The organism is Streptomyces sp. NPDC048392 (assembly GCF_043200575.1).
Taxonomy (GTDB): domain Bacteria; phylum Actinomycetota; class Actinomycetes; order Streptomycetales; family Streptomycetaceae; genus Streptomyces.
The window spans coordinates 336127-348332 of sequence record NZ_JBICYB010000001.1; the positions used below are offsets into that span (position 1 = coordinate 336127).

The following is a 12206-nucleotide window of genomic DNA, read 5'->3' on the forward strand; positions in this document are numbered from 1 at the left end:
GGCTGCCCGGAGTCGCCGGTACCGGCCTCCGGGGACGCGCTGGAGGAGGGCGGGCGCGGGCTCGTGATCGTCGAGGCGGTGACCGACCGGTGGGTGTCACGCCGCACCCCGGCGGGCGGCGGGGCAAGGCGGTGTGGTTCGAGTGCGTCAGCCGCGCGGTTCCGCCAGCACCGCGTCCGTGAAGGGCGGCCACGCCTCCACCGCCCACGGCCCGAACGCCCGGTCGGCGAGGGCCACGCAGGCCAGGGAGGCGTCCGGGTCGATCCACAGGAAGGTACCGGACTGGCCGAAGTGGCCGAAGGTGCGCGGGGAGGAGGAGGCGCCCGTCCAGTGCGGGGACTTGGCGTCGCGGATCTCGAAGCCGAGGCCCCAGTCGTTGGGGTTCTGGTGGCCGTAGCCCGGCAGGACGCCCTTCGTGCCCGGGTACTGGACGGTCATCGCCTCGGCGACCGTGCGCGGGTCGAGGAGCCGTGGCGCCTGCACCTCGGCGGTGAAGCGGAGCAGGTCCTCGACCGTGGAGACGCCGTCCTTCGCCGGGGAGCCGTCGAGGGAGGTGTGCGTCATGCCCAGCGGCTCCAGCACCGCCTGCCGCGCGTACTCGGTGAACGGCATGTCGGCCGCCTTGGCGATGTGCTCGCCGAGCTGCTCGAAACCGGCGTTGGAGTACAGCCGGCGCTCCCCGGGCGCGGACGTCACCCGGTGCTCGTCGAAGGCCAGGCCCGAGGTGTGCGCGAGCAGGTGGCGGACCGTGGAGCCGGGCGGCCCGGCGGGCTCGTCCAGCTCGATCGCGCCCTCCTCGTACGCCACCAGCGCCGCGTACGCCGCGAGCGGCTTGGTGACCGAGGCGAGCGGGAAGCGGTGCGTGGCCGGGCCGTGGGTCCCCAGGACGGTGCCGTCGGCCCGTACGACGCCTGCCGCGGCGGTGGGGACCGGCCAGTTCTCGATCAACGCGAGGCTCTTCAAGGACATGCCACCGAGCCTAAGCGGCTCAGAGGCGCAGTCGCATGGAGGGGGCGGTGTCGCGGGTGAGGCCCATCGACGCGTACAGGGGCTCGGCGTCGGGGGAGGCGGTGAGCATGACGTGCCCCGCGCCGCGCTCGCGGGACCACTCCAGCAGCTCGTCCACGCACGCGCGGGCGTAGCCGCGGCGCCGGGCGTCCGGGTCGGTGGCGACGCTGAAGGCGTAGCCGATCAGGCCGCTCGGCGAACGGTCGGAGCCGCCGATCCGGTATTCCAGCGTCCGGGGCTTTCCGCCGGGTCGCTTGCCTGGAGTGCACTCCAAGGTCATAGCGTGGATGCCATGACGGTGATGCAGACCACGGCCGAGACCCTCGGGCCGAACGCCACCAAAGACGCCACCGAACACGCCACCAAAGACGCCACCGGAACAGACATCTGCTCCGCCCCGCCCCGGTGCCACTCGCGCCCCGACGGGCAGGACCGCTACACCATCAGCGAGGTAGTCGCCTTCACCGGGCTGACGGCCCACACGCTGCGCTGGTACGAGCGGATCGGCCTGATGCCGCACATCGACCGCTCGCACACCGGGCAGCGCCGCTACAGCAACCGCGACCTGGACTGGCTCGACTTCGTCGGCAAGCTGCGCAAGACCGGCATGCCGGTCGCCGACATGGTGCGGTACGCCGAGATGGTGCGCGAGGGCGAGAGCACGTACCTGGACCGGCGGGAACTGCTGGAGGCGACCCGCCGCGACGTGCTGACGCGCATCGCCGAACTCCAGGAGACCGTCGCCGTGCTCGACCTGAAGATCGGCTTCTACGGCGACGCCGGACGCACCCGTGAAGGAGAGAGGAACGCATGACCGACAGCAGGATTCCGACGGCACGGCTCGGCGACGGCGGCCCGGAGGTGGGTGTGCAGGGCCTCGGCTGCATGGGCATGAGCTTCGCCTACGGCCCCACGGACACCGACGCGTCGCGGGCCACCCTGGAACGGGCGCTGGAGCTGGGCGTCACGCTCTACGACACGGCCGACGCGTACGGCGCGGGCGAGAACGAGCGGTTCCTGGCGCCGTTCTTCAAGGCCCACCGCGACGAGGTGGTCGTGGCGACCAAGTTCGCCCTGTCGATCCCGCCGGACGACCCCGCCAGGCGGATCATCCGCAACGACGCGCCGTACGTCCGCGAGGCCGTCGAGGCGAGCCTGCGCCGCCTGGACGTCGATGTGGTCGACCTCTACTACATGCACCGGCGCGACGCGAACGTGCCGATCGAGGAGACCGTCGGCGTCATGGCCGACCTCGTCCGCGAGGGCAAGGTCAAGCACCTCGGGCTGAGCGAGGTGACGGGCGACGAGCTGCGGGCCGCGCAGACGGTGCATCCGATCGCCGTCGTGCAGTCGGAGTGGTCGCTGTTCAGCCGGGACATCGAGGCGGGCGTGGTGCCGGCCGCCCGTGACCTGGGCGTGGCCCTCGTGCCGTACTCGCCGCTCGGCCGGGGCTTCCTCACCGGTTCCTTCGCCGACGCCGAGCGGGACCTCACGGACGGCGACTTCCGCCGGCAGCAGCCCCGCTTCACCGGCGACAACGCGGCGGCCAACGCGGCCCTGCTCGCCCCGGTCCGCACCCTCGCCGAGGCCCACGACGCCACCCTCGGCCAGATCGCCCTGGCCTGGGTCCACCAGCGTGCGCAGGTCCACGGGCTGCCGGTGATCCCGATCCCGGGCACCCGGAAGCCGACGCGGGTGGCGGAGAACACGGCGGCGACGAGGATCGTCCTCACCGACGCGGAGCTGTCCTCGCTGGAGCCGATCGCGGAGAAGGTGGCGGGCGACCGCTACGCGGACATGACGTTCACGTCCGCCGGACGGGAGTAGACCGCCAGGGGCGCGGGGAACCGCGCGCCCAGCCACAACGGGCCCGCACCCGAAGACGGGAGGGAATCCCGGCGCAGGCGTCACAGCTCCGCCAGCAACTCCGCCTTCTTCGACGAGAACTCCTCGTCCGTCACCAGCCCCTGCTGATGCAGCTCTCCCAGGTGCCGGATCCGCTCGGCGATGTCGGCGGGGTCCCGCCGCGGCGCCGGCACCGGAACCGGCACCTGGGTGCTCGCGCCCCGCTCCCGCACCGCCGCCAGCACCGCCGCGGCGAACGGCAGTGACTCGTGCACCGGCCCGTATCCGAGCCCGAACACGACCGCCGCCGGATCCTGGTCGGCCTGGGGGACGGCCGAGGCGGTCGAGGCTGCCGAGGCGGCGGAGACGACCGAGGCCTCGGCGTCGCGCGGCAGCAGCCGCAGGTATCCGTCGAACATCTCGGGAGAGCGCCACTCCACCCCGCCCAGGTCGGCGACCGGGAAGCTCTGGTCGCCGGCCTTCCACTTCGCCGACGACGCGCCCGTCCAGGACCACCGGAAGGACACCGCCTTCCCGTCGAAGGCCGCCTTCCCGTCGTACGCCTTGAAGTGCAGCGGTGTCTCGGGCGCGGCCACCAGGTACCGCTCGGCCCTGCCGGCCCCGGTCAGCAGCGGACGCAGCTCGTCGGCGTAGTACTCCGCGAGGGTCTCCCGCTCGGCGGGCAGCACCAGCCGGTAGGGGTCGCACCCCTCCTTCAGCTGCCCGGCCGCCGCTTCCATCAGCGGATCGGCGCCCGGACGCGGTTCGACGCGCAGCACGACGGTGCCGCGTCTGCCGGGCGTGAGCGTCACGCCGGCGATCGCCTCCAGGGGGACACGGCGTTCCCCCAGCGCTTGGAACAGCTTGGGTGTTCGAATCCCCCGTTCGTAGCGGATGAGCACGGAGTCGGACTCGAACTCCCAGGCGGCATGAAATCCGGCCAGTACGTCACCCATGCGGCTCATCGTATGCGGCACGAGCCTCTCCGTCCCCTCTCCGCGCAAACCGGGATTTCTCCGCCTCTACGCGCGTCCGGCCGCCGTCGCCCCGGACAAACCCGCCCGGCATGTGTCGTCTTCTCCGGCGCAGGCGACCGTGCGGTATGCGCCAACGCCGATCCCCGCGAAGTTGCGCAGGCTGTCCGTGCCGGGGACGAAGTACCCGCCGTGCCCCCGGGCACCCCGGGCGGACAGCACCCGTGCCCCGAACGCGGCGGACACCGGATCGGCGCCGTGCCCGAGGCCGCCGACCTCCAGGTACGGCACGTCCTGGATCCAGTCGTCGGCGTCCCGCATCGCCCACACACGGGCGGAGGTGTGCAGGCGGGAGGCGTTCTCGGCGCGCATGCCGGGACTCCCGGCCACCGCTATGTCGGTCACCCGGCCGGGCAGCGTGCCGGCGGCGAGGCCGCACACCACCGAGCCGTAGCTGTGGCAGAACAGCGAGACGGGCGCCCGGCCGGGCAGCGCCCGCAGCAGCGCCTTCAGCCGGACGGCCCCGCGGACGGCGCGGGTCGCCGTGGCCGCCTCCATACCGAGGCCGCTGGGGGAGGTGTAGTCGGCCCACGCGATCACGGCCGTGCCGGTGCCGGGGCTCGCCGCGTGCTCGGCCGCGTACAGCGACTCGGCCATGCCGACGGGGGCCGCGTACCGCTTGCGGTCGGTGCGCTGGAAGGTGAGCAGTTCGGTGTCCACACCGGGCACCACGACGGAGACGCGGTCGGCGCGATCGAGGTCCCCGAACACCTCGGCGACCCTGCCGGAGCCCGCCGGATCGAAGGCGAGGATGTGCCGGCCGGGGGCGAGCAGCGACCCGTAGCCGCGCATGCGCCGGCCGGCCTCGCGCTGCCCGGCCGGGGACAGGCGCTTGTCGTGCATGCGTGTGTGCTCCTTGGACCGTGCCTTCCCCAGCGCGGATCGGTTGGCGAGGTAGCGCAGTGGGACGGGGGCGCCGTTCATGTTGCCTACGGCCAGGGGATACCGGCGGGCCAGGCTCGCGCGCTGCCCTTCGGTGAGCGAGGCGAAGAAACGGGCCAGCCGGGCGGGAGCGGCCTGGGCGTCGGGCAGCGGCCGTCCGTCGATCCGGCCGTGCTCCCAGGCCGTGACCGACGCCTCGAGAGCCGTGGGCCCCCGCTGGTTGCGCAGAGCGGTCCAGCCGGTGGTCGCCAGCATCACGAACACCACGGCCAGGGCGAGCAGTGCGCGCCAGACGTTCAGCTGCGGGGAGGTGTCGAAGGAAGTCACTGGGAGGACACCCTAGGAGAACGGAACGGCCCCGCGTGAATCCAGTGACACGGATCACGTTTCGTTGCGGCGTTACGGGGTTGGGTCCACCGGGTCGGCGGTGAGGGGGCGGCCGCGCCAGTTCCCGGCGAGCGCGGGCGCCACCTGATCCAGGTAGGAGGCCGTCAGATCCCGCAGTGCCGCCAGACTGGCGTCGTCCCGCGCCGACCAGATCCGCTCGGTCACCCGCATCACCGCCCCGAAGACCGCCACGACCACCCGGGGCCGCGGGTCCGCGTCCACGTCCAGGCCCTCGCGGCCGGCGACGATGCGGGCGATCTCCTCCTCGAGCTCCGTGGCGCGCCGCAGATGGGCGGCGAGCAGCGCGGGCGTCGACTCGATGACCCGGTAGAAGCGCATGTGCAGCTCGAGCGGGATCAGCTGCTCGACGGCCCCGCCGATGGTGCTCCAGCTCTCCACGAGGGCCAGGCGCAGCGCGTCCAGGGGCGCCTCCTCGGGCGGGCGCGCGCGCACGGACTCGACGAAGCGCGACTCCGCGAGCCGCGACACGAAGAAGGCCGCGTCCTCCTTGGAGGCGAAGTAGCGGAAGAAGGTGCGCTGGGAGACGTCGGCGGCCTCGGCGATGTCGTCGACGGTCGTCTCCTCGTAGCCGCGCGTGGTGAACAGTTCGAGGGCCGAGCGCAGGAGCAGGTCCCGGGTGCGCTGCTTCTTGAGTTCGCGCAGGCCCGGACGGGGAGCCGCCGGTGCGGTCTCCGCCGTCGCCGACGTGTCGGCCACCTTCAAGAGTTCTCTCCTTTTCGTACGGTTTCCGCAGTTCAGGCTAGCTGAGGATGTCCTGTCAGCGACTGACTCGTGAATCGGTTTGTCAACTGTCAGTGGCTGTCATTATTCTCAACGGTATGACTAGTCAGACCACCCTCGACAAGACGGGACCGGGGGACGAACCGTCCCCGTCGGGCTCGGCGCCGGCCACGGGTCTGCGCGGCCATCCGTGGGCCACCCTCGTCACCGTCGCGGTCGGGGTCATGATGGTGGCCCTGGACGGCACCATCGTGGCGATCGCCAACCCGGCCATCCAGGACGACCTGGACGCGAGCCTCGCGGATGTCCAGTGGATCACCAACGCCTACTTCCTCGCCCTCGCGGTCGCCCTGATCACCGCGGGCAAGCTCGGTGACCGCTTCGGCCACCGGCAGACCTTCCTCATCGGTGTGGCCGGCTTCGCCGCCTCCTCCGGCGCCATCGGGCTGTCCGGCAGCATCGCGGCGGTCATCGTCTTCCGCGTCTTCCAGGGCCTGTTCGGGGCGTTGCTGATGCCGGCCGCGCTCGGCCTGCTGCGGGCCACCTTCCCGGCCGAGAAGCTCAACATGGCCATCGGCATCTGGGGCATGGTCATCGGCGCCTCCACCGCGGGCGGCCCGATCCTGGGCGGCGTGCTGGTCGAGCACGTCAACTGGCAGTCCGTCTTCTTCATCAACGTGCCGGTGGGCATCCTCGCCGTCGTACTCGGCGTCATGATCCTGCTGGACCACCGGGCCGAGAACGCGCCGCGCTCCTTCGACGTCGTCGGTATCGCGCTGCTGTCCGCCTCGATGTTCTGTCTCGTCTGGGCCCTGATCAAGGCCCCGGCATGGGGCTGGGGCGACGGCAAGACGTGGGTGTTCATCGGTGTGTCGGTGGTGGGCTTCCTCCTGTTCTCCGTCTGGGAGACCAAGGTGAGGGAACCGCTGATCCCGCTGGCGATGTTCCGCTCGGTGCCGCTGTCGGCCGGTGTGGTCCTGATGGTCCTGATGGCCTTCGCCTTCCTGGGCGGCCTGTTCTTCGTCACCTTCTACCTGCAGAACGTGCACGGCATGAGCCCGGTCGACGCCGGTCTGCACCTGCTGCCGCTCACCGCCATGATGATCGTCGCCTCGCCGGTGGCCGGTGCCATGATCACCAAGGTCGGCCCGCGCATCCCGCTGGCCGGCGGCATGACGTGCACCGCGATCGCCATGTACGGCATCTCCACGCTGGGGACGGACTCCGGCACCGGTGTCATGTCGGTCTGGTTCCTCCTGCTGGGCCTCGGCCTCGCGCCCGTCATGGTCGGCGCGACCGAAGTCATCGTCGGCAACGCCCCGATGGAGCTCTCGGGTGTGGCCGGCGGCCTCCAGCAGGCGGCGATGCAGATCGGCGGCAGCCTCGGCACGGCGGTACTGGGCGCCGTGATGGCCTCCAAGGTCGACAACGACCTGGCCGGCAACTGGGCGGACGCGGGACTGCCCGAACTGACGCCGGAGCAGGCCCACAAGGCCTCCGAGGCGGTCCAGGTCGGCGTCGCCCCGGCGCCCGAGGGCACCCCCGCCCAGATCGCCGGAAAGATCGCGGACGTCGCCCACGACACCTTCATCTCCGGCATGAGCCTGGCCTCGCTCGTCGCCGCGGGCGTCGCGGTGGTGGCGGTGTTCGTCGCCTTCCTCACCAAGCGCGGTGAGAACGCGGAGGCGGGCGCGGGCGTGGGCCACATCTGATCCGCGCCGGTCCGCGCCCGTGACGTCGTCGATCCCGCCACCGGTTCGTCCATCAGGGTGACAGGGACCGCGAACCCTCCCCTTCGCCGGGCGCCGCAGGTCACAGTGGGTCAAGTCCTCCGCAGGGCATGGAGGGCGAGAGGCTGCGGCGCGCTGCCGGAGGGGGGCGGCGCGCAGGCAGCACCTTCGAGGCAGGCATGACACGCCGTGCGGGGGTACCCGAACTCCACGAGGAGTCCGGGGAGTTGATGATGGCGAGCTTCGGACAGGGTTCGCGCGGGCACCCCCGCTCACGTGGCCGGACGTGGTCACGGACCGGGCCGGATCGCGCGACGCTCGCAGTCGTCGGAGCCGTCTGCGCGGTCGCCGGTTTCTTCGTGCCGGGTATCGTCCTCGGCCCCGCGGCGATCGTCTGCGGCCGGCTCGCCATGGGCCGCGGCCGGGCGGGTTCCCGCTCGGTACCGGCCGTGGTCGCCCTGGTCCCGGGAGCCATCGACACGCTCCTGGCCCTCATCCGGCTCGTCGGAACGGCAATCCCCGGCTACGGCGTGTTCCGGGCCCTGCCGTCGAACTCCCGTCTGCCCGGCGGCGTCATGCACGCACTCTCGCCGTACCGGGCCCCGACCCGAGTGCATCCCGTTACGAGGCGCAGGACCCGGCACGCCGAGAGCACGCACCCGACGCCGCGGGGCCGCCCTCCGGGCGACGACGCGAGTTCGACGACAGGACCCAGCCGTACCGCGGCATCACCCGTCGCGCGGATGTTCCCACCCCCGTCCTTCGCCGGACGGGGGTGAGGCGCCTGCGAGGGCCCTCACGGACGGGGCGGGCAGCGTCCGCGCGTCGACCGCGAGGGCCTGCCGCGTACGGGCGGCCGCGGGAGCGGGCCGCGTACGACCGGCCGGTCCACGGCCGCCGACCGGCGTACGCCCCGCCCCCGCCCTACGCGTCCCCGCCGGCCACTCCCGGGTCCGCCGCGGCCACGTCGAGCAGCCGGTAGCGGTCGATCGCCTGCTTCAGCGCCGACCGGTCGACCTTCCCCTCGCGGGCCAGCTCGCTCAGCACGCCGACGACGATCGACTCCGCGTCGATGTGGAAGAACCGCCGCGCGGCCCCCCGCGTGTCCGCGAAGCCCCACCCGTCCGCGCCCAGCGACTGGTATGTCCCCGGCACCCATCGCGCGATCTGGTCCGGCACCGACCGCATCCAGTCGGAGACCGCCACGAACGGGCCCTGCGCGCCGGCCAGCTTCCGCGTCACGTACGGGACCCGCTGCTCCTCCTCGGGGTGCAGCAGGTTGTGCTCCTCGCAGGCCACGGCCTCGCGCCGCAGCTCGTTCCAGGAGGTCGCCGACCAGACGTCGGCGCGCACGTTCCACTCCTCGGCGAGGATCCGCTGCGCCTCGACGGCCCACGGCACCGCGACCCCGGACGCCATGATCTGCGCGGGGATGGAGCCGCCCGTGCCCTCGCTGAAGCGGTGGACACCCCGGAGGATGCCCTCGACGTCCACGTTCTCGGGCTCGGCCGGGTGCCGGATGGGCTCGTTGTAGACGGTGAGGTAGTAGAAGACGTCCTCGCCGTGCGGGTGCCGCTCGTCGCCGCCGTACATCCGGCGCAGCCCGTCCTTGACGATGTGCGCGATCTCGAACCCGAAGGCCGGGTCGTACGCCACGCACGCCGGGTTGGTCGAGGCCAGCAGCTGCGAGTGGCCGTCCGCGTGCTGGAGGCCCTCACCGGTCAGAGTCGTGCGTCCCGCGGTCGCGCCCAGCACGAATCCACGCGCCAACTGGTCACCCATCTGCCAGAACTGGTCGCCGGTGCGCTGGAAACCGAACATCGAGTAGAAGACGTACACCGGGATGAGCGGTTCGCCGTGCGTGGCGTAGGCCGAACCGGCCGCGATCAGCGAGGCCGTGCAACCGGCCTCGGAGATGCCGTCGTGCAGCATCTGCCCGGTCGGCGCCTCCTTGTAGGCGAGCAGCAGGTCCCGGTCCACGGACTCGTACTGCTGCCCCAGCGGATTGTAGATCTTCGCACTCGGGAAGAAGGAGTCCATGCCGAACGTGCGGTACTCGTCCGGCGCGATCAGCACGAACCGCTTGCCGATCTCCTTGTCCCGCATGAGGTCCTTCAGTAGGCGCACGAAGGCCATCGTCGTCGCGATGGACTGCTGACCCGACCCCTTCTTCACGGTCGCGTACGTCTTGTCGTCCGGCAGTGGAAGCGGCTTCGACCGTACGACCCGGGTCGGCACGTACCCGCCGCAGCTCAGGCGCCGGTCGTGCATGTACTGCATCTCCTCGGTGTCCCGGCCGGGGTGGTAGTACGGCGGTGGGCCGGACTCCAGCTCCTTGTCGGAGATCGGCAGGTGCAGCCGGTCACGGAAGCGCTTGAGGTCGTCGACCGTCAGCTTCTTCATCTGGTGCGTGGCGTTGCGGCCCTCGAAGTTCGGGCCCAGCGTCCAGCCCTTGATCGTCTTGGCCAGGATGACCGTCGGCTGGCCCTTGTGCTCCAGCGCCGCCTGGTACGCCGCGTAGATCTTCCGGTGGTCGTGACCGCCGCGGCCCAGGTGCAGGATCTGGTCGTCGGTCATGTTCTCGACCATCGCGCGCAGCCGGTGGTCGTCGCCGAAGAAGTGGTCGCGGATGTAGGCGCCCGACTCGGTGGCGTACGTCTGGAACTGGCCGTCCGGGGTCGTGTTCATGCGGTTGACCAGGACACCGTCGCGGTCCTGGGCGAGCAGCGGGTCCCAGGTGCGGTCCCATACCAGTTTGATCACGTTCCAGCCGGCGCCGCGGAAGACCGACTCCAGCTCCTGGATGATCTTGCCGTTGCCGCGCACCGGGCCGTCGAGGCGCTGGAGGTTGCAGTTGACCACGAAGGTCAGGTTGTCCAGGCCCTCGCGGGCGGCGATGGAGAGCTGGCCGAGCGACTCGGGCTCGTCCATCTCGCCGTCGCCGAGGTAGGCCCACACGTGCGAACGCGAGGTGTCCGCGATCCCGCGGGCGTGCATGTAGCGGTTCATGCGTGCCTGGAAGATCGCGCCGATCGGACCCAGGCCCATGGAGACCGTCGGGAACTCCCAGAAGTCCGGCATCGACCGCGGATGCGGGTACGACGACAGCGCGTTCGGCGCCTTGGACTTCTCCTGGCGGAAGCCGTCCAGGTGCTCCTCACTGAGCCGGTCCAGCAGGTACGCGCGCGCGTAGATGCCGGGCGAGGCGTGCCCCTGGAAGAAGACCTGGTCGCCGCCGTCGCCCTCGTCCTTGCCCCGGAAGAAGTGGTTGAAGCCCACGTCGTAGAGGGAGGCGGAGGAGGCGAAGGTCGCGATGTGACCTCCGACGCCGATGCCGGGCCGCTGTGCGCGCGAGACCATGACGGCGGCGTTCCAGCGGGTGGCGTTGAGGATCTTGCGCTCGATCTCCTCGTTGCCGGGGAAGAACGGCTCGCTCTTGGTCGGGATGGTGTTGACGTAGTCCGTGCTGCGCATCTCGGGCACGGCCACGCGCTTCTCGCGGGCCCGCTCGATCAGTCGCAGCATCAGATAGCGGGCCCGCTCCCGGCCGCGCTCGTCGACGGCGGCGTCGAGGGAGTCGAGCCACTCCTGGGTCTCCTCGGGGTCGAAGTCAGGAACCTGACTCGGAAGGCCGCCAATGATGATCGGACTGCGATCACTGCGATCGGATGCGGAAGCCACGCTGTTCCTTCGCTGTAAGAGGGCCGTTTTTCCGGGTGTCTGCGCCGATTCCCCCACTGGTTCCCCATCGTGTACCTCGCGGGGGCCGTCGTCATCTGTACCGTGGGGTAACCGGTTCTCCCATGAGGGCCGGGGGCACGTTCATTCGAGTCTCGTACCCACACAGGGTTCCCAAATACGCAAACGGGGCAGATAGGTGTGGTGTACGTCACCTTCGGGCTGAACGGCATGGCTGGAGTTGCGGCGACACGGCCGGGATCGTCACCGTTTCGGCGGTCCCGGACGCCGGGTACTTGCGCGATCCGTCCCGCCCGTGTGGACTACGGCCAAGCTTCGCGCACGCGCGTGGCTGAAGACACCTACCGAAACATGATCAGGAGGCAACCCGTGAGCGCGACCGCGGACCACGCGGAGGAGCGGACGAACCCTGCCGCCAGGCTGGGGTTCCAGCCCGGGCAGGTGGTCCAGGAGATCGGCTACGACGACGACGTCGACCAGGAGCTCCGCGAGGCCATTGAGGGCGCCGTCGAGGGCGAGCTGGTGGACGAGGACTACGAGGACGTGGCCGATGCCGTCGTGCTGTGGTTCCGTGACGACGACGGCGACCTGACGGATGCGCTGGTGGATGCCACCACGTACATCGAAGAAGGTGGCTCGATCCTCCTTCTCACGCCGAAGACCGGCCGTGACGGTTACGTCGAGGCCAGTGACATCTCGGAAGCCTCGACGACCGCCGGACTGACGGCGTCCAAGAGCGTCAGCGTCGGAAAGGACTGGAGCGGCAGCCGACTGGCGACGCCCAAGGCCGCCAAGTCCAAGCGGTAGCCCGCCGGGCTCCGCGAGAACCGGACCCTCCGGACGGGCCGACCGCCGTCGGTCCGTCCGGAGGGTCCGGCAT

9 protein-coding genes and 2 pseudogenes are annotated in these 12206 nt (G+C 71.2%); 5 read left to right on the forward strand and 6 right to left on the reverse strand.

What is annotated here, in order from left to right; all coding sequences use genetic code 11:
* Positions 1-147: 147 nt before the first annotated feature.
* Positions 148-969, reverse strand: coding sequence for a serine hydrolase domain-containing protein (locus ACGFYH_RS01380; protein ID WP_393801060.1), 822 nt, complete (start codon positions 967-969; stop codon positions 148-150).
* 19 nt (positions 970-988) lie between these two features.
* A pseudogene (locus tag ACGFYH_RS01385) lies at positions 989-1240 on the reverse strand (GNAT family N-acetyltransferase); the annotation flags it as partial.
* Positions 1241-1300: 60 nt separating this feature from the next.
* Between ACGFYH_RS01385 and ACGFYH_RS01390 the strand changes: the two are divergent.
* Entirely contained in the window at positions 1301-1822 is a 522-nt protein-coding gene (locus ACGFYH_RS01390; RefSeq protein WP_393801061.1) for a MerR family transcriptional regulator, read from the forward strand.
* Positions 1819-2835 carry an aldo/keto reductase gene (locus tag ACGFYH_RS01395; RefSeq protein WP_393801062.1) on the forward strand — a complete coding sequence of 339 codons (1017 nt, stop codon included), beginning with the start codon at positions 1819-1821 and terminating at the stop codon, positions 2833-2835. Before ACGFYH_RS01390 ends, ACGFYH_RS01395 begins: the two co-directional genes overlap by 4 nt.
* An 80-nt stretch (positions 2836-2915) precedes the next feature.
* Here ACGFYH_RS01395 and ACGFYH_RS01400 read toward each other — a convergent pair whose 3' ends face one another.
* The 3 genes from ACGFYH_RS01400 to ACGFYH_RS01410 all read right to left on the reverse strand — a co-directional run bounded on the left by ACGFYH_RS01400 (position 2916) and on the right by ACGFYH_RS01410 (position 5879).
* Entirely contained in the window at positions 2916-3809 is an 894-nt protein-coding gene (locus tag ACGFYH_RS01400; RefSeq protein WP_393801063.1) for a DUF4429 domain-containing protein, read from the reverse strand.
* Positions 3810-3875: 66 nt separating this feature from the next.
* A complete protein-coding gene (locus ACGFYH_RS01405; protein ID WP_393801064.1) occupies positions 3876-5096 on the reverse strand; it encodes an alpha/beta hydrolase family protein in 1221 nt (406 codons plus the stop codon).
* Positions 5097-5168: 72 nt separating this feature from the next.
* The gene (locus ACGFYH_RS01410; RefSeq protein WP_393801065.1) at positions 5169-5879 is read right to left on the reverse strand and encodes a TetR family transcriptional regulator; all 711 of its coding nucleotides are present in this window, start codon (positions 5877-5879) and stop codon (positions 5169-5171) included.
* 116 nt (positions 5880-5995) lie between these two features.
* Here ACGFYH_RS01410 and ACGFYH_RS01415 point away from each other — a divergent pair, with 116 nt between their 5' ends.
* Together ACGFYH_RS01415 and ACGFYH_RS01420 are read left to right on the forward strand one after the other, a co-directional pair.
* A complete protein-coding gene (locus tag ACGFYH_RS01415; RefSeq protein WP_393801066.1) occupies positions 5996-7609 on the forward strand; it encodes an MFS transporter in 1614 nt (537 codons plus the stop codon).
* A gap of 248 nt (positions 7610-7857) precedes the next feature.
* Positions 7858-8163 (forward strand): annotated as a pseudogene (locus ACGFYH_RS01420) (small hydrophobic protein); the annotation flags it as partial.
* A gap of 388 nt (positions 8164-8551) precedes the next feature.
* Here ACGFYH_RS01420 and aceE read toward each other — a convergent pair.
* Complete coding sequence (aceE, locus tag ACGFYH_RS01425; RefSeq protein ID WP_393801067.1) at positions 8552-11308, reverse strand: pyruvate dehydrogenase (acetyl-transferring), homodimeric type; 2757 nt, start codon at positions 11306-11308, stop codon at positions 8552-8554.
* Between the two features lie 387 nt (positions 11309-11695).
* Between aceE and ACGFYH_RS01430 the strand changes: the two genes are divergently transcribed.
* Positions 11696-12133 (forward strand): DUF3052 domain-containing protein, encoded by a 438-nt coding sequence (locus ACGFYH_RS01430; protein ID WP_007449195.1) that lies wholly within the window; start codon positions 11696-11698, stop codon positions 12131-12133.
* Positions 12134-12206: the final 73 nt, after the last annotated feature.

Coding starts and splice junctions, on each gene's coding strand:
- ACGFYH_RS01415 (WP_393801066.1), top strand. CDS start 5,996: ATGACTAGTCAGACCACCCTCGACAAGACGGGACCGGGGGACGAACCG.
- ACGFYH_RS01400 (WP_393801063.1), bottom strand. CDS start 3,809: ATGGGTGACGTACTGGCCGGATTTCATGCCGCCTGGGAGTTCGAGTCC.
- ACGFYH_RS01380 (WP_393801060.1), bottom strand. CDS start 969: ATGTCCTTGAAGAGCCTCGCGTTGATCGAGAACTGGCCGGTCCCCACC.
- ACGFYH_RS01395 (WP_393801062.1), top strand. CDS start 1,819: ATGACCGACAGCAGGATTCCGACGGCACGGCTCGGCGACGGCGGCCCG.
- ACGFYH_RS01390 (WP_393801061.1), top strand. CDS start 1,301: ATGACGGTGATGCAGACCACGGCCGAGACCCTCGGGCCGAACGCCACC.